This window comes from Bradyrhizobium sp. IC4059 (genome assembly GCF_020193615.1).
Classification (GTDB): domain Bacteria; phylum Pseudomonadota; class Alphaproteobacteria; order Rhizobiales; family Xanthobacteraceae; genus Bradyrhizobium; species Bradyrhizobium yuanmingense.
Genome location: NZ_JADYVH010000014.1, coordinates 182,904 through 200,970, shown reverse-complemented (window position 1 = coordinate 200,970; position 18,067 = coordinate 182,904). Strand labels below are relative to the sequence as shown.

General features: G+C 65.9%; 19 protein-coding genes. 9 read left to right on the top strand and 10 right to left on the bottom strand.

What is annotated here, in order from left to right:
* The 4 genes from uvrB to I6F12_RS32820 all read right to left on the bottom strand — a co-directional run.
* Positions 1-2,927: excinuclease ABC subunit UvrB (gene uvrB / locus I6F12_RS32835; RefSeq protein WP_225158113.1), on the bottom strand; the 2,927-nt coding region annotated here is incomplete at its 3' end.
* A gap of 93 nt (positions 2,928-3,020) precedes the next feature.
* Positions 3,021-3,248, bottom strand: a complete 228-nt coding sequence (locus I6F12_RS32830; RefSeq protein WP_225114102.1) for a hypothetical protein — start codon at positions 3,246-3,248, stop codon at positions 3,021-3,023.
* Between the two features lie 55 nt (positions 3,249-3,303).
* Positions 3,304-3,528, bottom strand: a complete 225-nt coding sequence (locus I6F12_RS32825) for a hypothetical protein (RefSeq protein ID WP_225158112.1) — start codon at positions 3,526-3,528, stop codon at positions 3,304-3,306.
* Between the two features lie 104 nt (positions 3,529-3,632).
* Positions 3,633-4,547 carry a LysR substrate-binding domain-containing protein gene (locus tag I6F12_RS32820; protein ID WP_225148094.1) on the bottom strand — a complete coding sequence of 305 codons (915 nt, stop codon included), beginning with the start codon at positions 4,545-4,547 and terminating at the stop codon, positions 3,633-3,635.
* 169 nt (positions 4,548-4,716) lie between these two features.
* Between I6F12_RS32820 and I6F12_RS32815 the strand changes: the two genes are divergently transcribed.
* The 3 genes from I6F12_RS32815 to I6F12_RS32805 all read left to right on the top strand — a co-directional run bounded on the left by I6F12_RS32815 (position 4,717) and on the right by I6F12_RS32805 (position 6,537).
* Complete coding sequence (locus I6F12_RS32815; RefSeq protein ID WP_225158111.1) at positions 4,717-5,496, top strand: sulfite exporter TauE/SafE family protein; 780 nt, start codon at positions 4,717-4,719, stop codon at positions 5,494-5,496.
* The gene (locus I6F12_RS32810; protein ID WP_036009448.1) at positions 5,493-5,723 is read left to right on the top strand and encodes a hypothetical protein; all 231 of its coding nucleotides are present in this window, start codon (positions 5,493-5,495) and stop codon (positions 5,721-5,723) included. The genes I6F12_RS32815 and I6F12_RS32810 overlap by 4 nt, the downstream gene beginning before the upstream one ends.
* 115 nt (positions 5,724-5,838) lie before the next feature.
* Positions 5,839-6,537 (top strand): glutathione S-transferase family protein, encoded by a 699-nt coding sequence (locus I6F12_RS32805; RefSeq protein WP_225158110.1) that lies wholly within the window; start codon positions 5,839-5,841, stop codon positions 6,535-6,537.
* A 63-nt stretch (positions 6,538-6,600) separates the two neighbouring features.
* Here I6F12_RS32805 and I6F12_RS32800 read toward each other — a convergent pair whose 3' ends face one another.
* Positions 6,601-6,816: a cysteine-rich CWC family protein gene (locus I6F12_RS32800; protein WP_109145300.1), complete on the bottom strand. Its 216-nt coding sequence runs from the start codon at positions 6,814-6,816 to the stop codon at positions 6,601-6,603.
* Between the two features lie 118 nt (positions 6,817-6,934).
* On the opposite strand from I6F12_RS32800, the gene I6F12_RS32795 reads away from it, so the two are divergent.
* The 3 genes from I6F12_RS32795 (at position 6,935) to I6F12_RS32785 (ending at position 10,187) form a co-directional block, all read left to right on the top strand.
* Complete coding sequence (locus I6F12_RS32795; protein ID WP_225158109.1) at positions 6,935-8,476, top strand: DUF1800 family protein; 1,542 nt, start codon at positions 6,935-6,937, stop codon at positions 8,474-8,476.
* Positions 8,473-9,696 carry a DUF1501 domain-containing protein gene (locus I6F12_RS32790; RefSeq protein ID WP_225158108.1) on the top strand — a complete coding sequence of 408 codons (1,224 nt, stop codon included), beginning with the start codon at positions 8,473-8,475 and terminating at the stop codon, positions 9,694-9,696. Before I6F12_RS32795 ends, I6F12_RS32790 begins: the two co-directional genes overlap by 4 nt.
* Positions 9,697-9,863: 167 nt before the next feature.
* Positions 9,864-10,187, top strand: coding sequence for an antibiotic biosynthesis monooxygenase (locus I6F12_RS32785; RefSeq protein ID WP_036030903.1), 324 nt, complete (start codon positions 9,864-9,866; stop codon positions 10,185-10,187).
* A gap of 178 nt (positions 10,188-10,365) precedes the next feature.
* Here I6F12_RS32785 and I6F12_RS32780 read toward each other — a convergent pair whose 3' ends face one another.
* The 5 genes from I6F12_RS32780 to I6F12_RS32760 all read right to left on the bottom strand — a co-directional run bounded on the left by I6F12_RS32780 (position 10,366) and on the right by I6F12_RS32760 (position 13,147).
* The gene (locus tag I6F12_RS32780; protein ID WP_036030968.1) at positions 10,366-10,821 is read right to left on the bottom strand and encodes a GNAT family N-acetyltransferase; all 456 of its coding nucleotides are present in this window, start codon (positions 10,819-10,821) and stop codon (positions 10,366-10,368) included.
* A gap of 86 nt (positions 10,822-10,907) precedes the next feature.
* The gene (locus tag I6F12_RS32775) at positions 10,908-11,720 is read right to left on the bottom strand and encodes a PAS-domain containing protein (RefSeq protein WP_225158107.1); all 813 of its coding nucleotides are present in this window, start codon (positions 11,718-11,720) and stop codon (positions 10,908-10,910) included.
* A gap of 226 nt (positions 11,721-11,946) precedes the next feature.
* Positions 11,947-12,096, bottom strand: coding sequence for a hypothetical protein (locus tag I6F12_RS32770; protein ID WP_036009463.1), 150 nt, complete (start codon positions 12,094-12,096; stop codon positions 11,947-11,949).
* Positions 12,097-12,169: 73 nt separating this feature from the next.
* A complete protein-coding gene (locus I6F12_RS32765) occupies positions 12,170-12,346 on the bottom strand; it encodes a hypothetical protein (protein ID WP_162832045.1) in 177 nt (58 codons plus the stop codon).
* A 150-nt stretch (positions 12,347-12,496) separates the two neighbouring features.
* Positions 12,497-13,147 carry a glutathione S-transferase family protein gene (locus I6F12_RS32760; RefSeq protein ID WP_025032208.1) on the bottom strand — a complete coding sequence of 217 codons (651 nt, stop codon included), beginning with the start codon at positions 13,145-13,147 and terminating at the stop codon, positions 12,497-12,499.
* 593 nt (positions 13,148-13,740) lie between these two features.
* On the opposite strand from I6F12_RS32760, the gene I6F12_RS32755 reads away from it, so the two are divergent.
* From I6F12_RS32755 to I6F12_RS32745, 3 genes are all read left to right on the top strand, one after another.
* Complete coding sequence (locus I6F12_RS32755; protein WP_036009490.1) at positions 13,741-14,943, top strand: pyridoxal phosphate-dependent aminotransferase; 1,203 nt, start codon at positions 13,741-13,743, stop codon at positions 14,941-14,943.
* A gap of 384 nt (positions 14,944-15,327) precedes the next feature.
* A complete protein-coding gene (locus I6F12_RS32750) occupies positions 15,328-15,807 on the top strand; it encodes a DUF992 domain-containing protein (protein WP_036009480.1) in 480 nt (159 codons plus the stop codon).
* 203 nt (positions 15,808-16,010) lie between these two features.
* On the top strand, positions 16,011-18,059 hold the full coding sequence (locus tag I6F12_RS32745; RefSeq protein ID WP_225158106.1) for an elongation factor G: 2,049 nt from the start codon (positions 16,011-16,013) through the stop codon (positions 18,057-18,059).
* Positions 18,060-18,067: the final 8 nt, after the last annotated feature.

Below are 18,067 nucleotides of genomic sequence, written 5' to 3'. Positions count from 1 at the left end.
GGTGCCCCGCCCGTCGACTTCGGCGCGGGCCCGAACTCCGGTCCCGACTGCCGCGAATCCGTCGGCTGGATGATCCTGCTGGTGCTGCCGAACGGCTTTGACGGCAGCGCGCGGCTCTCGCGATAGGGCAACGACTCCGGGCCGTGCATCTCGTCGAGATGCGGCTTGTGCACGCGGGAGCCCTTAGCCCCGCCGGCCTTGAGCGCGGTTGCGGCACTCTTGTTCTTCATGGCGCTGACCGGGAGGTTGGCGGCATCGCCGTATTTCTTCGCTCCTGCATAGGCGCCCGCCTTGGTCGCGACGGTGCGCTGCTTGGCGGTGGGGTCGTCGACCACGGCGAGCTCGGTCGCGCGCAGGCGCTTGACCTCGTCGCGCAGGCGGGCGGCTTCCTCGAAGTTCAGATCGGCGGCGGCCTCGCGCATCCTCGTTTCGAGATCGGCGAGCACGGCTTCGAAATTATGGCCGATCGAGATGACGTCGTCGGTCATGTCGTGACCGCCGACCTCGACCAGCACGTGGTCGCGCTCGTAGACCGAGTTGAGGATGTCGCCGATCTGCTTCTTCACGCTCTCCGGCGTGATGCCGTTGGCGTTGTTGTACTCGACCTGCTTCTCGCGGCGGCGGTTGGTCTCGGCGATGGCGCGCTCCATCGATCCCGTCATCTGGTCGGCATAGAGGATCACCTTGCCGTCGACGTTGCGCGCGGCACGGCCGATGGTCTGGATCAGCGAGGTCTCGCTGCGCAGAAAACCTTCCTTGTCGGCGTCGAGAATGGCGACCAGGGCGCATTCGGGGATGTCGAGACCTTCGCGCAAGAGGTTGATGCCGACCAGCGCGTCGAAGGCACCGAGACGCAAGTCGCGGATGATCTCGATGCGCTCGATCGTGTCGATGTCCGAGTGCATGTAGCGGACGCGAATGCCCTGCTCGTGCAGATATTCGGTGAGGTCCTCCGCCATGCGCTTTGTGAGGACCGTGATCAGTGAGCGATAGCCCGCCTGCGCGGTGGCGCGCACTTCGCCGACGAGATCGTCGACCTGCGTGCGGGCGGGGCGAATATCAACGGGAGGATCAATCAGCCCGGTGGGGCGAATGACCTGCTCGACGAACACGCCGCCGCTCTCGTTCAGCTCCCAGCTGCCCGGGGTCGCCGACACCGCGACGGTCTGCGGCCGCATCATGTCCCATTCCTCGAAGCGGAGCGGGCGGTTGTCCATGCAGGACGGCAGGCGGAAGCCGTATTCGGCCAGTGTCGCCTTGCGACGGAAGTCGCCGCGGAACATGGCGCCGATCTGCGGGATGGTGACGTGGCTTTCGTCGGCGAAGATCAGCGCGTTGTCGGGCACGTATTCGAACAGCGTCGGCGGCGGCTCGCCGGGGCGGCGGCCGGTGAGGTAGCGCGAATAGTTCTCGATGCCGGCGCAGCTGCCCGTCGCCTCCATCATTTCGAGGTCGAAGGTGGTGCGCTGCTCCAGCCGCTGCGCTTCCAGCAGGCGGCCCTGGTTGTTGAGCTGGTCGAGCCGCTGCTTCAATTCGAACTTGATCGACTTGATCGCCTGCACCAAGGTCGGGCGCGGCGTCACATAATGCGAATTGGCGTACATCTTGATGAATTCGAGCTCGTCCTGCTTGTGGCCGGTGAGCGGATCGAACTCCTCGATGGTCTCGATGGTGTCGCCGAACAGGTTCACGCGCCAGGCGCGGTCTTCATAGTGAGCCGGAAAGATGTCGATGACGTCGCCGCGCACGCGAAACGTGCCGCGGGTGAAATCGGCCTGGGTACGCTTGTACTGCAGCGCGACGAGGTCGGCGATCAGCTGGCGCTGGTCGATGCGCTCGCCCTTCTTCAGCGCGAAGGTCATCGCGGTGTAGGTCTCGACCGAGCCGATACCGTAGATGCAGGACACCGACGCGACGATGATGACGTCGTCGCGCTCGAGCAGCGCACGCGTCGCCGAGTGGCGCATGCGGTCGATCTGCTCGTTGATCGAGGAATCCTTTTCGATGTACGTGTCCGTGCGGGGCACATACGCTTCCGGCTGGTAGTAGTCGTAATAGCTGACGAAATACTCGACCGCGTTGTCCGGAAAAAAGTTCTTGAACTCGCCATAGAGCTGGGCGGCCAGCGTCTTGTTCGGCGCCAGGATCAGGGCCGGGCGCTGCGTCGCCTCGATCACCTTGGCCATGGTGTAGGTCTTGCCGGAGCCGGTGACGCCCAGCAGCACCTGCGAACGGTCGTTGCGGTTGATGCCCTCGACCAGCTCGGCGATTGCGGTCGGCTGGTCGCCCTTCGGCTCGTAGGACGACTTGATCTCGAAGCGGACACCGCCTTCGGACTTCTCCGGGCGCGGCGGCCGGTGCGGCGTCCACACCTTCATGGAGCCGTCGCCCTTGCGGAACTCCGGCCGGCCCTCGCGGATCAGCGATTCCAGCGCATCGGCGGTCGCCTTGACGCCGAGCGCCTCCATCTTGGAACGCGGCGGGCGCGCCAGCGCTTCGGCATCGTCCTCCTCGGTGGGCAGGCCGAGCTGCCGCGCCAGTTCCGGATCGAGCGTCGGGATGGTGGCCGCAGTTCCGTAATTGGCCTGCGGTGCCTCCTCTAGCCCGGCAAGCTCACTGGACTGACGGGCGCCCGGCGGCTGCGGATTGGGCCGCAGCGGCATCGGCCGCGCCGCATCTTGCGGAAACTCCTTCGGTGTCGAAGCCCGCGCGCGATGCGCGGCGGCCTCGCCCCCGGCACGGCGGTCGCGCGAATTGTCAGGCGGCGGCTGCAGGCCGGTGCCCGATCCCAAGCCCGCATCGCCGCGGTTGATCGCGGGATTCAGCAATTCGGCCAGCGCAGGCCCGATCGGCTGCACATCGGGGCGATGCGCCTTCGATTTGGGGGATTTGCCGGATTTTTCGGGGGATGCAGGTTTCTTCGCCATGAGGCGAATATGGGACGAGTCCGCCCCGCGATAAAGGGTGAATGCCCCGAGCCATGCAGGCTGCTGACAGCAGGTTGGCAGCAGCCTTGCGGTTCACGCCGCGGGCAGCGGCCCCTCGTCGTCTCCGGCCGCGACATTCGGCTCGAGGATGTCGAGATGAATGCCGCCGCAATCGGTGCAGCGCATGGTCCAGTACTCGCATCCGGCGCGGCCGCCGATCACACGGAGCACCGTGAGATCGCCGTCGCATTCCGGGCAGTTGGAGAGCACTGCGCGGGCGTAGATCCGCGGCTGCACCGCATCGGTTTCGATGATGGACATGACCGGTTCCCCCCCTTTTTTTCGCCGCCCTGTCTCTGGTCGGCCTGCGGACCGCCTATTCGTCGGCGTCGCCGGCCCGCCGCCGGAAACGATCGATGTGGTGCTTGGCATCGGCAATCGCGGCATCGCGATCGGGCCAGGCGAAGCCGACTTCCATGGCCGGAAACAGCACGCCGTCGATGGCCACCGGGCTGAGATCGGCCCGGCGGATCCGCGCGTGCCACAGCCCCTTGCCAGCTTCGAAGGATTCGATGTCAAAGCCGTCGTAGAGGGTCGTCATGAGTGTAGGTCCCACGTTTCTTTTCGGAGGGTCACGAGACCACGTCTGCGGAATTTGGGATGTGAAGCCGTTCACAAGCAGACGGCTTTTTTGCCCGCCAGGCTTCAGTTCCGCGCTGCGGCGCGGCCGATCCGGCGCGGGCGGGCGGCGGGTTCCGATGCCGCCCGCATGATCCAGCGGCGGAAGGCGGCAAAGTCGCGCTGCTCGGTCTGGAAGCTGCGATAGAGCAGGTACCAGCGCATGCCCTTGGGCACTGACAGGTCGAACGGCGCCACCAGTCGGCCGGCCGCAAGATCGTCGTCGATATAGGGGCGGATGCCCATGGCGATGCCGAGCCCGTCGGCCGCGGCCTGCAGCGCCTGGCCGTAGAACTGGAACTCGGGCCCGCGCGCGTTGATCCTCGCCGTGCCCGCCGCCTTCAGCCAGATCGGCCAGTCCTCGGGTGAGTGCGCGACGCGGATCAGGCTCGGTCCTTTCAGGTCGCCCGGGCGCTTCAATCCGCCGGCAAGGCGCGGCACGCAGACGGGGGTGAGGTCGCCCGCGAACAGCGGCTCGGCGACGAGGCCGGGCCAGTCGCCGGTGCCGAGCTTGATGCCGCAATTCCAGTCCTCGCCGAACGGCACCGCGGCGCCGCCGGTGGTGAAGCGCACCTCGATGTCGGGCTCCTCGCTGCGAAACTCCGACAGGCGCGGGATCAGCCAGCGCATCGCAAAGGTGTGGCCGACGCCGATGGTGAGCACGCGCACGCTGGCGGGCGCCGTCACCTGCGCCGTGAGGCTCGCCAGCGCATCGAAGATCGGGGTCAGCCCGCTCTGATAGGCGCGGCCCGCCTGCGTCAGCACGAGCCTGTTGGCCTTGCGCTCGAACAAGGCGACGCCGAGCCGCTCTTCGAGCAGGTGCACCATGCGGCTGACGGCGGCCGCCGATACGCTCAGCTCCAGCCCGGCCGCAGCAAAGCTGCCGGTCCGTGCCGCCGCCTCGAACGCCTTGATGCCGTTGAGAAACAGCAGCCGCCGCAAATGACCCACCCTCAGGAAAGCTGATGCCAGGGCAAGATATCTCAGTTTGCGGAACAGGCGCAAGCGAGGCACAAACATCAGCGTATTCGTGCTGATTTGTTGAAGCAGGCGCGGTGCCTTCGACTCTCCCCGCCTGCGGTCCCTCACTCGCCCCCAGGAGATTCCTTTCGTGACGCCCATCATGGTCGCTGCCCTCGGATTGCTGATGGTGGCCACCGCGTTCCTGTCGGGGCTGTTCGGCATGGCGGGCGGGTTGATCCTGATCGGCGTGCTCTTGGCCCTGATGCCGCTGCCGACCGCCATGGTGCTGCATGCGGTCACGCAGATGGCTTCGAACGGCTGGCGCGCGTTCCTGTGGCGGGCGCACATCCGCTGGCGGCCGGTTGCGAACTATATGGTCGGCGCGGCCGTGGCGCTCGCGGCGTGGTCGCTGACCCGCTACGTGCCGGACAAGCCGGTCGCGCTGCTGCTGCTCGGCATCACCCCGTTCATGGCGCGGCTTTTGCCGGCGAACATCAAGCCGGACCCTGATAGCCTCTGGCAGGGCACGGTCTACGGCACGATCTGCATGGGCCTGATGCTGATGACCGGCGTCTCCGGCCCGCTGCTCGACACCTTTTTCCTCGGCGGCGATTTCGGCCGGCGCGAGAAGGTTGCGACCAAGGCGATGTGCCAGGTCGTCAGCCATTTCACCAAGCTGATCTATTTCGGCGGCATCATCGACCAGGCCGCGGGCCTCGATCCCGTGCTCGCTGCCGTCGCCATCGCAGCCTCGATGCTCGGCACCACGCTGGCGCGGCGCATCCTCGAAGCCATGACCGACCAGCAGTTCATCGCCTGGTCCAACAAGCTGATCACCACCATCGCCTGCTACTACATCGTCCACGGCGGCTGGCTGTTGCTGCGTGCGCCGGTTCTGGCCGCCTTCGACAAGGGAGGTTTGCAATGAGCTGTAACGCCGATCCGCTGGTGCTGGACTTCGTCGAATGGGTCGCGCGCGAGCCGCGCGTCTACGCCGAGGTGCTCGCGACCTGGAAGACCTCGTGCCCGCGCCTCACCATCTGGGAGGACGCCGCCGAGCGCGGCTACGTCGCGCGCGAGACGATTGCCGGTCTCGGGCTGGTGATCGCGGTGACGGAAGGCGGCGAGAGGCTGTTGCGCGCCAACGGGCGGTGACGCGCACATCTGCCTCCACATCGTCATTGCGAGCGCCAGCGAAGCAATCCAGAATGTCTTTCGCGGAAGCAGCCTGGATTGCTTCGCTGCGCTCGCAATGACGGAGCACTGCTCAATGTCGCTCAAACTCTACGAACTCGTCGGCACCGATCCCGCGCGCCCCTTCAGCCCGTATTGCTGGCGCACGCGGATGGCACTGGCGCACAAGGGCCTTGCGGCGGAATCGCTGCCCTGGCGCTTCACCGAGAAGAGCGCGATCGCGCCGCACGGCTCGGAGAAGGTCCCGGTGCTGCTGCATCACGAGAGGGCGGTGGTGGATTCCTGGACCATCGCGAACTATCTCGAGGACACTTTTCCGGATCGCCCGTCGCTGTTCGGCGGCGAGGGCGGCCGCGCCATGGCGCGCATGATCAATGCGTGGGGCGACATCGCCATCGTCGGCGGCATGTTTCCGCTCATCATCGCCGATATCCCGAACAATCTGAATGAGGTCGATGCCGCCTATTTCCGCAAGTCGCGCGAGGCGCGCTTCGGCGGCAAGACGCTCGAGGAGATCATGGCGGGCCGCGACACCGGCATCGTCGCGTTCCGCAAATCGCTCGAGATCATGCGGCAGACGTTCAAGACGCAACCTTTTCTCGGCGGGCAGGCACCGAACTACGCCGACTACATCGTGTTCGGCGGATTCCAATGGGCGCGCGTGGTCAGCCCGTTCAAGCTGCTCGAAGCGGATGATCCGGTCTATGTGTGGCGGGAAAAGCTGCTGGATGCATTCGACGGCTTGGCGCGCAAATCGCCAGGACATGAGGTGTAAACTTCGTAGCCCGGATGGAGCGCAGCGAAATCCGGGGCCGGTGCTAGCGGAACGATTCCCGGATTACGCTTGCGCTCCGTCCGGGCTACGCGTCGCCGCTTTCCGCAAACATTCCCGGCACAGGCAATCCTCCCCCTCGATCGGCATCGGCAGCCGTGCCGTCTCCTCCGCGCACCAGCAAGTCCCTGAGAGATCGCAGCCGAATTCGCTGCCGCAACGGGAACAGGTGAGACGGCGCGCAAGTGCCGGCGCTGACGGGATTTCTTTCGGATTTGTCATGTTTTACGTCGAAGCTTCGCCGTCATTTTCATGGCGGGTTCATCTGCCGCTGCAGTATATTACGCGCCGACCGCGTCGAAAGGAAAGCACCTCGCAGCGCGCGAAGGACAGATCATCGATGGCCCGCGATTCGCAAGCCGCTCTCGTCGCGCTCAACCGCTTCGGCTTCGGCGCCCGCGGCGGTGCATCGGGCGATCTCGTCAACGCAAGCTCCGACCCGCGCGGCTTCGTGAAGGCGGAGCTTTCGCGTGCCAATGGCGTGCTGCTGGAAGCGCCGGGCCTGCAATCGACGCCGCAGCTCGGGCAGGCCGTGTTTGCCTATCAGGACCAGGTCAAGCAGGCGCGTGAGGCGGCGAAGGCCGCTGCGCCCGCCGAGACGCCGCCCGCCGATCAGAACGCGCCCTTGCGCCGCAATCTCTCGCTGAATGCAGCGGCAGAGATCACCGGCCAAATGGCCGATGCAAAGCCCACAGGCAGCGCACCGAAGCCGGAGACCATGCAGCCGAACGCCGCGCAGCCCGCCGCCAAGCCTGCGCCGCAGCCGCTCAACGTCATCCAGAAAACCTTTCGCGCCGAGGCACTGGCGCGGCTGCAGCGCGCCACGCTCGCCGAATGCGGCTTCACCGAGCGCTTGGTCGCGTTCTGGTCCAATCATTTCTGCATCTCCGCCAGCAAGGGCGAGCTGGCGCGGATCTGGGCCGGGGCGTTCGAGCGCGAGGCGATCAGGCCGCACGTGCTCGGGCGCTTCGCCGACATGCTGAGGGCGGTCGAGCAGCACCCGGCGATGCTGTTCTTCCTCGACAACCAGCAATCGCTTGGACCTGACTCGCGCGCCGGGCAAAACCGCAAGCGCGGGCTGAACGAAAATCTCGCGCGCGAGATCCTGGAGCTGCATACGCTTGGCGTCGGCGGCGGCTACACGCAAGGCGACGTCACCTCGCTCGCGCGCATCATCACCGGCTGGACCTTTGCCGGCAGGCAAGGGCAGCTCGGGGTTCCCGGCTCCTTTGTCTTCAACACCAATGCGCATCAGCCGGGGCCGCAGGTCCTGCTCGGCAAGACCTACGATCAGGCCGGCCTCGCACAGGGCGAAGTTGCGCTCGCCGATCTCGCGCGGCATCCCTCGACCGCGAGTTTCATCGCCACCAAATTCGTCCGTCACTTCGTCGCGGACGAGCCGCCGCCGGCGCTCGTTGCGCGCCTGCGCGACGTCTTCGTCAGGACCGACGGCGATCTCAAGGCGCTGGCGACGGCGCTGGTCGATTCCGAGGAAGCATGGAAGGCGCCGCTCACCAAGCTGCGCTCACCATACGATTTCCTCGTTGCGAGCGGCCGGCTGCTGGCGCGCGTGCCGGAAGATCCCGGCGCCTATCTCAACAACCTCAATCTGCTCGGCCAGCCGCTGTGGTCGCCGCCGGGCCCCAACGGCTTTCCCGACAGCAATGCCGCCTGGGGCGCGCCTGAAGGCATCAAGCTCAGGCTCGACATCGCGGCGCAGATCGGCGCGCGGCTCGGCAACAACATCGATCCGCTCGACCTGCTGGAGTTCGCCGCCGCCGATGCCGCCTCGGCCGAGACGCGGCGGACCATCGAGCGCGCGGAGTCGCGGCAGCAGGCGCTGGCGCTGCTGCTGATGTCGCCGGAAATGCAGAGGAGATGATGACAACCGACTGCGTCGAGAACCGGCTCCTCACCTCCCGCCGCGGTCTCCTGCTCGGCGGCGCGTCCTTTGCAGCCTGGGCCTACCTGCCGAAATTCGCCCGCGCGGCCGACGGGCGCGATCCGCGATTGATCGTGGTGATCCTGCGCGGGGCGCTGGACGGGCTCTCGACCGTCGCGCCGCTGGGCGATCCCGATTATGCCGGCCTGCATGGATCGATCGCGCTCAGCGCCGACGGTGCCCATCCCGCGATCATGCTCGATTCCTTCTTTGCGTTGCATCCGGCGATGCCTGAGTTTGCGCGCATGTATCGCGACAAGCACGCGGCGGTGATCCACGCGGTGGCGACGCCCTATCGCGACCGCTCGCATTTCGACGGCCAGGACGTGCTCGAAAGCGGCTATGCCGGCCCGGGCCGCGTGCAGTCCGGCTGGCTCAACCGCGCACTGGAAGCGCTGCCGCGCGGCGAGCGCGTGTCGAGCGGGCTTGCGGTCGGTCCTACCACGCCGCTGGTGCTGCGCGGCAATGCGCCGACCGTCGGCTGGGCGCCGGTGGCGCTGCCGCAGGCCGACGACGACACGGCCATGCGCCTCGTCGAGCTCTACCGTCATCGCGATCCCGCTTTGGCCTCCGCGCTGTCGCAAGGCCTCCAGCTCGACAAGGTCGCGAGCGGCGACGACATGAAAGCGACGCGCGGCAATGCGGTCGCACAGATGCGCCAGATCGCGCGCGGCGCCGCAAAGCTGATGGCGGCTGATGATGGCCCGCGCATCGCCGCGCTCGCCTTCGACGGCTGGGACACGCATGCCAATGAAGGGGGCCCTGTGGGGCGTCTCGCCTTCCTGCTCGGCGGCCTCGACGGCGCGCTCGCGGAAGTCGAGAGCAGCCTGAGGGATCGCTGGCGCGATACGGTCGTGATCGTCGCCACCGAGTTCGGCCGCACCGCGCGCATTAACGGCACCGAGGGGACCGATCACGGCACCGGCACGATCGCCTTGCTCGCCGGCGGCGCGGTGCAAGGCGGCCGGGTGATCGCGGACTGGCCCGGCCTCAAGCTCGCGAACCTGTATGAGGGCCGTGACCTCAAGCCGACCACGGATCTGCGCTCGGTGATCAAGGGCGTGCTGCAGGATCAGTTCGGCCTGTCCGATCGCACGCTGGCCGAGACGGTGTTCCCCGACAGCGCAAGCGCAAGGCCGATGAAGGGACTGGTTACCTAACCCACAGATGCTGTCATTCCAGGGCGCGCCTCTTGGCGCGAGCTATGATGCGCAATTGCGCATCTGAGAATCCATACTCCCGATCGGGGTTATGGATTCCGGGCCCGCGCCTTGCGGCGCGTCCCGGAATGACGAGATAATGGCGCAGTATCAGGAGACACCACCCCATGTACATCGCCATGAATCGCTTCCGCGTCGCCAAGGGCTCCGAGGCTGCCTTCGAGCAGGTCTGGCTCACGCGCGACACCCATCTCGACAAGGTGCCTGGCTTCATCGAGTTTCACCTGCTGCGCGGGCCGGAAGCCGAGGACCACACGCTGTACGCCTCGCACACTGTGTGGGCGAATTATGCGGCGTTTGAGGCCTGGACCAAGTCGGAAGCGTTTCGCGCCGCGCATCATAAGGCCGGCGACAACAAGCCGCTTTATCTCGGCCATCCCCAGTTCGAAGGTTTCGAGGTGATGCAGACCGTGGGGCGCGGCGCCAAGTAACGCTGCCAAGTAACGCTGCCAGCAAAAAAATGCGGCCCCTGTCAGACGCGGCGACTGACGGGGACCGCTTGGGGCGCATGATCGGTGACGGGGGGCCTGACCAGACGCAGGGGCAGCCTAGCCTTGCTGTGTTACGCGCGGGTGACAGGTGGAGTTATCCACAGGCTCCCGGCACGCCTCAGAAGATCTTGCGATAGACGATGAAGCCGGAGCGCTCCGCGACCTTGTCGTACAGGCGCTGCGCCGTGAGATTGGTCTCGTGCGTCTGCCAGTAGACGCGCGGCGATCCCGCCAGCTTCGCCCGTTCGTAGACGCCATGGATCAGCGCCGAGCCGACGCCCTTGCCGCGCGCGGCCTCGGAGGTGAACAGGTCCTGCAGATAGCAGGACGGCTCGATCGCGGTGGTGCTGCGATGGAACAGATAATGCGTCAGCCCGAGCAGGCGGCCGTTGTCCTCGGCGACCAGCGCATGCATCGGCTCATAAGCATCGAAGAAGCGCTGCCACGTCATCGCAGTGATCTCGGGCGCGAGCGCGGTCGGACCGGAGCGGCCGTAAAAGGCGTTGTAGCCGTCCCACAGCGGCAGCCATTGATCGTAATCCTGCCTGGTGACGGCGCGAATGATGAGCGACATGTGAATTTCCGCGATCTCGGAGGTGCGCGATGAAGGGATGTCCTTCATACGTGATGATCGTATTGCCGATCAATCGCACACTCGCCTCACTCCGCAACGCGCAAGTACTGGATCAGCTTGCGGCCGGTCGGATCGCGCAGCGAGCGGTAGTAGTCGGCGCGCGCCGGCGCATCGGTGTGGCGCACGAGGTCGGTCACGGGCGTGTAGCTCAGCATCCGCCCGCCGTCCGGCAGTGCGGCGCAGACGAAGCGCAGCACCTCGCCGTTGCGCAGCGCGACGTTGATCGGCGTGGCATCGCCGACCCGCACCATCTCCATGCGCTGCGCGATGAAAGTGCCGAGCTCGTCCTCGGGCAGCGCGAACGCGCCGGTGTCGCGGCCGTGATACATCAGCGCGATGAAGGGTGGCTTCGCCTCGGCGACCTCGTCCGGCACCGCAAAATAGTCGCGGAACGCGCGGTTGATGAATTCGGCCCGGGTCTCGGCATCGAGCAGCACGATGCCGATATCGACCTTGTCGAGCGCGGCCGACAGCCGCGCGGCAATGGCGTGGCTGCGGCGCTCGGCCGCGAAACTGCCGAGCAGCCGCTCGCGCATCAGCCCGGTGATGCCGGCGGTTCCGAAAACGGTGACGGACAGGAGGCCGAGCGGCGCCAGATCGGCGGCGCCATGGCCGGAGACGCCGTGGCGGTTGAGGAAGAACAGCGCCGCGCCGATCACCGCGACAATCGCGGTCGTCACGGCGGAGGCGAGACCTGCGAGCGCGCCGGCGAGAGCCACGACGGCAACGAACAGCGGGGCGGGCGAGGGCGCGGGGACGAAGCGATCGAGCAGCATCGCCAGCAGCAGGGTCGCTGCCGTCAGCGCCGGACCGGAGATCGCACGCCATCCGAACCGCATGGACCTGTCTCGCTCCTCCCGAAAGAGGTAAGGCCGCAACACTGGCTGATTGTTGCGTGACTGCGATGCGATTTCGTGCGGCGTGCTTAAGGCGCGCTTGCGTGCAAGATTAAGGCTTTCGGATGATTTTAAAGCATGATCCGGAAAAGTGTGAAGCGGTTTTCCGAAAAGATGCTCAAACAATAACCTAAAGCGCGATGACGATTCATCCTAATCGCATCGCGCTTTAGACCATGTGCGCGCGCTGCTGCAGCGTCGGCGCATGCAGCGTCGACGTGCCCGTGCCCTTGCGCGTGCCGACGATGATCAGCAGCGAGGCCGCGACCAGGATGGCCGCAGTCAGGGTGATTGCAACGACTACCACAGGTGATTTCATCGACGTCCTGTCGCGATGCCGGTCGGCGCGGGCCGCACGGCGCCCTGAAGGCTGGTCCAGGATGAAACGGGAATCAGACCGGCAGGCCCATCGCCATGGTCGCCTTGGTCGACAACACCGTCAGGGTGACGATCAGGCACAGCGAAAGCGCGGCGACGGCGAGCGAAGCCGCGACCGCATGGGTGAGCCGGGAAGACGCGACGGTAGCGGATGGGCTCTGAAACCCCGCTGTGCCGGACGCCCGCATCATGGTCTAAATCCTTCAACACGCGAGCGAATCACCCGCGACTTTCCAGAATTTCCCAGTTTCAACCGGCAACATTGCGGCGGCGACCGCGCCGAAAGTGGCGGGATTGCGGCAAAGGCGGCCCTTATGCCCGCTATTCGCCGCGGACGCGCCTCAGGCGCTCGCGGCGATGCTGGCGGGGTCGTCGATGTCGGCCGGGCGCCAGTCCATGGTCACGAAGCCGGGCGCGGCTTCGACGCGTTTGAGCCAGTCCCGGATCGCCGGGAAGGCCTGGAGGTCGAAGTCGCAGCGGTCGGCGAGGTGGGTGTAGCCGTACAGCGCGATGTCGGCGACCGTGAGCTGGCGCGCGGCGAAATAGGAATTGGTCTTGAGGTGATTCTCCATCACCTGGAGCGCGCCATAGCCGCGCTCCATCCAGTCCTCCAGCGAATGGGTCTGCAGGTCGCGGCCGCCCTTGACCAGCGACAGCCAGAAATAGGCCGCGCCGATGTTCGGCTCGAGCGCGTGCTGCTCGAAGAACATCCATTGCAGCGCCTCGGCGCGGTCGATGCGGTTTTCCGGCGCGAGCGGCGTGCCGACGGCAACGTACCAGAGGATGGCGTTGGACTCGGCGAGATAGCGGTCCTCGCCGACCTCGAGCAGCGGCACCTGCCCCGACGGGTTCTTGGACAGGAAATCCGGCGTGCGGCTCTCGCCGCGCAGAATGTCCACCTCCACCGCTTCGTAAGGCAGGTTGAGCAGCGCCAGCGCAAGGCGGACCTTGTAGCTGTTGCCCGAGCGTTGCATCGAATAGAGCTTGTACATTCTGGCGTTCGAAATCCGAGGACGAGAAGACGCGGCGCCCGTTGCCCCGCGAGGCGGTTAAACAATGATGCCGATGCGAATCCGCCGCAAGTGCCGGCCGATAGAAAAACTCGAAAACCCTACCGCACTGCAATGGAGGGGAAGATCATTTTCGCGACGATGCAGTTCAGTTCACATGTACGTCAATCTGCGGACACATCGCTCTACGTAGGCTACCGCATAGACGATCGAGATTAGGACGCCAGTGTTTGCGCATCGTCATGGCCGGGCTTGACCCGGCCATCCACGTCTCACTTGCCGCACGAAGAACGTGGATGCCCGGGACAAGCCCGGGCATGACGACGAGCGGTTTCCTGGAGACCTGCACCATCCAGAATTGCTCCGAGGACAGGCCTTGTCGGATATGAGCAATTCCGGAGGCAAAAGTTACGGAATATTGCGGGAAACCGCGCCTCGCAGCGCTCCAAATCGTAAACTTTTCCGGGATCGGGCCGAAGTTTCTTGCGGCCCAGCGGCACACGTTTTAGGGTGGCTCATTCCCACAATCAGAGTCGTGAGGCGAAGGGCTTCACGACGCTCGCCAGGAGATGATGATGTCCTTCCTTGCCGCTGCGCTCGACCGTGTGAAGCCGTCCGCGACCATCGCGGTCACGGATAAAGCACGCGCGCTGAAAGCGGCGGGCCGCAACGTCATCGGCCTCGGTGCCGGCGAGCCCGACTTCGACACGCCCGCCAACATCAAGCTGGCGGCGATCCGCGCCATCGAGGCCGGCAAGACCAAGTACACCGCGGTCGACGGCATCCCCGAGCTGAAGGAAGCCATCATCGCGAAATTTCAGCGCGAGAACGGCGTCGCCTACAAGCCGAACCAGATCATCGTCGGCACCGGCGGCAAGCAGGTGCTCTACAACGCGTTGATGGCGACCATCAATCCGGGCGACGAGGTGATCATTCCCGCGCCCTATTGGGTCAGCTATCCCGAGATGGTCGCGCTCGCGGGCGGCGAGCCGGTGCCGGTGGTCTGCACCGCCGCGACCGGCTTCAAGCTCCAGGCCGAGGCGCTCGAGCGCGCGATCACGCCGAAGACAAAATGGGTCATCCTGTGCTCGCCGTCGAACCCGACCGGAGCTGCCTACACGCGTTCGGAACTGAAAGCGCTCACCGACGTGCTGGTGAAGCATCCCCACGTCTGGGTGATGACCGACGACATGTACGAGCATCTCGTCTATGACGACTTCCAGTTCACCACGGTCGCGCAGGTCGAGCCGAAACTCTACGACCGCACGCTCACCGTGAACGGCGTCTCGAAGGCCTATTGCATGACCGGCTGGCGCATCGGCTACGCCGGCGGTCCCGCGCAGCTCATCAAGGCGATGTCGACGATCCAGTCGCAGTCGACCTCGAACCCGTCGTCGATCGCACAATGGGCCGCGGTCGAGGCGCTGAACGGTCCGCAGGACTTTATCCCGGCCAACAACAAGGTGTTCAAGGAGCGGCGCGACCTCGTGGTGTCCATGCTCAATCAGGCCAAGGGAATCGAGTGCCCGCGTCCCGAAGGCGCGTTCTACGTCTATCCGTCCTGCGCCGGCACGATCGGCAAGACCGCGCCGTCGGGCAAGGTGATCGCCAATGACGAGGACTTCGTCACCGAGCTCCTGGAGACCGAAGGCGTCGCCGTGGTGCAGGGGTCGGCCTTCGGCCTTGGACCGGCGTTCCGCATATCCTACGCGACCAAGACCTCGGACCTCGAAGACGCCTGCAAGCGCATCCAGCGCTTCTGCGGCAATCTGCGGTAAGACGGTCGCGACAAGAATCGGAAAGGCCCGCTTCGGCGGGCCTTTTTTGTTGTTTTTCGATAAGAGGAGTCGGATGGACTTTTTGTTTCTGGTCGGCGTTGTGCCCGGCCCCTCACCCGGATCACATCTGCGATGTGATCCGACCTTTCCCGCGGAAGAGCGGGGAGAGGTTGAGCAAGGCCGGCGACGTTGCATTGTGAGGGACGCACGGCTCTCTCACTCCCTCGCCCCGTTCTTACGGGGAGAGGGTGGGGTGAGGGGTCTCTCCGCAAGTTCGATTCTAAACGCGCGCGAGCTGGCACGGCCGCGGCTCTTGTGGCATAGACCCGCAACACGGGTGGGGCGCTCTCTCTGCTCGCATCACACTTTTCGCCGGAGACATTCATGCGCCGTTCGTTCCTCTTCGCCGGACTCACCGCTGCCAGCCTCATCGCGTCCGTCGTGAACACCGGCGCGCAGCAGCGGATGGCGCGGGTCGGCGTGCTCGAATGCCGCGGCGGCGCCAGCGTCGGCTTCATCGTGGGATCGGTGACTCATCTCGGCTGCGTGCTGCGCGCCGACGGCTTGCCCGACGACCGCTACGTCGCGACCATCCGTAAAGTGGGCCTCGACATCGGCATCACCCAGGAGACGGCTTTGGCCTGGGGCGTGTTCGCGCCGGTCGACCGGCTCGGCCCCGGCGACCTCTCCGGCAATTACGTCGGCGCGCAGGGCAGCGCCTCCGTCGGTGTCGGCTTGGGGGGCAACGTGCTGGTCGGCGGCTCCAACAATTCGATCGCGCTGCAGCCGCTGAGCGTGCAGGGCCAGGTCGGCCTCAACATCGCCGCCGGCCTCGAGAGCCTGGAACTCCGTCCAGGCCGTTGAGATATACGGGCGAAGCTCTCTCCTTACCTCTCCCTTCGGGAGGGGTGGAACACCGAGCCTGCAGTCCGTGGAATTATAAGACTTGATCCAACTGACGACGCACCGCAGCGACGTTTGATGCTTGCCAAATCTCGGGGAGGGGCAGAGCATCGGCGTTTGCCGACCCAATCACGGGCCGAGCTCCACACCAAGGAGGCGGCGAAATGGGACAAGACGTCAGAAGTCCCCGAGGTCCACGGTGCATAGCGCTGGTGGGCCCTTTCCAAAGCGGTAAAACCACACTTTTGGAAGCAATATTGGCGCGAACGGGCGCAATCCCGCGCGCCGGCAGCGTCGACGCCGGAACGTCCGTCGGCGATGCCACGGCGGAGGCCCGTCATCACAAGATGACCGTCGGCCTTACTGCCGCCACCACGAGTTTCATGGGCGACAGCTACACCTTCCTCGATTGTCCCGGTTCCGTCGAGTTTGCCCACGACATGCGCGCCGCGTTGCCGGCGGTCGACGCCGCAATCGTGGTCTGCGAGGCCGACGAGAAGAAGCTGCCGCAGCTTCAGATCATCCTGCGCGAGCTGGAGGAGCTGAAGATCCCGCGTTTCCTGTTCCTCAACAAGATCGACCGCGCCAGTCAGCGCATCCGCGAGACGCTGGCGATGCTGCAGCCCGCCTCGCGCGTGCCGCTGGTGCTGCGCCAGATCCCGATCTGGAAGGGCGAGCTGATCGAGGGCTTCGTCGATCTCGCGCTGGAGCGCGCCTTCATCTATCGCGAGCACAAGGCCTCCGAGGTGATCGCGCTCGAAGGCGGCGATCTCGATCGCGAGAAGGAAGCCCGCTTCTCGATGCTGGAGAAGCTCGCCGATCACGACGATGCGCTGATGGAGCAGCTGCTCGAGGACATCCAGCCGCCGCGCGATGCCGTCTTCGACGATCTCGCCCGCGAATTGCGGGAAGGGCTGATTTGCCCGGTGCTGCTGGGCGCCGCCGTGCGCGAAAACGGCGTGTTGCGCCTGATGAAGGCGTTGCGTCACGAGGCGCCCGGCGTTGCGGAGACCGCAAAACGTCTTGGCGTACCGGAGACCAAGGACGCGCTCGGCTACGTCTTCAAGACGCTGCATTCGCAGCACGGCGGAAAGTTGTCGCTGACGCGGCTGCTCGCCGGCCATCTCGACGACGGCGCCACGCTGCAATCCTCATCCGGCGGTGCCGGGCGCATCTCCGGCATCCTCGCCGTCAACGGCGCCTACGACACCAAGCGCGCCTCGGCCGAAGCCGGCGAGACCGTGGCCCTCGCCAAGCTCGATCCGGTCAAGACCGGTGACACGGTGTCGAGCGGCAAGACGGCGCCCGCGGCATTGATCGCGATCGAGCCGACGCCGCCGGTGCTCGCGATCTCGGTCGCGGCCACCGACCGCAAGGACGACGTCAAGCTCGGCCAGGCGCTGACGCGCCTGCATGAGGAGGATCCCTCGCTCATGATCGTGCAGAACGCCAAGACTCACGACACTGTGCTGTGGGGCCAGGGCGAGATGCATCTGCGCGTCGCCAGCGAGCGCTTGCGCGACCGCTTCGGCGTCAAGATCACCTCGCATCCGCCTGCGATCGGCTATCAGGAGACCATCCGCAAGCCGATCACCCAGCGCGGCCGTCACAAGAAGCAGTCCGGCGGCCACGGCCAGTTCGGCGATGTCGTGCTCGACATCACGCCGCTGCCGCGCGGCGACGGCTTCAAGTTCGCCGAGAAGGTGGTGGGCGGCGCGGTGCCGCGCAACTACATCCCGGCGGTGGAGGAGGGCGTCGTCGATGGATTGGCGCGCGGTCCGCTCGGCTTCCCCGTCACCGACGTGCAGGTGACGCTGACCGACGGCTCCTATCACAGCGTCGATAGCTCCGATCTCGCCTTCCGCACGGCCGCGCGGGTCGGGCTCAACGAAGGCCTGCCGCAATGCCAGCCGGTGCTGCTGGAGCCGATCCACATGGTCGAGATCGTCTGCCCGACCGACGCTACCGCCAAGATCAACGCGATCCTGTCGGCGCGGCGCGGCCAGATTCTCGGCTTTGACACCCGTGAGGGCTGGACCGGCTGGGACTGTGTCCGCGCCATGATGCCGGAAGCGGAGATCGGCGAGCTGATCGTGGAGCTGCGCTCTGCCACCGCCGGCGCCGGCAGCTTCACGCGCCAGTTCGACCACATGGCCGAAGTCACCGGCCGCGCCGCCGACCAGATCATCGCCGCACATCAGCACGCGGCGTGACCGGTTAG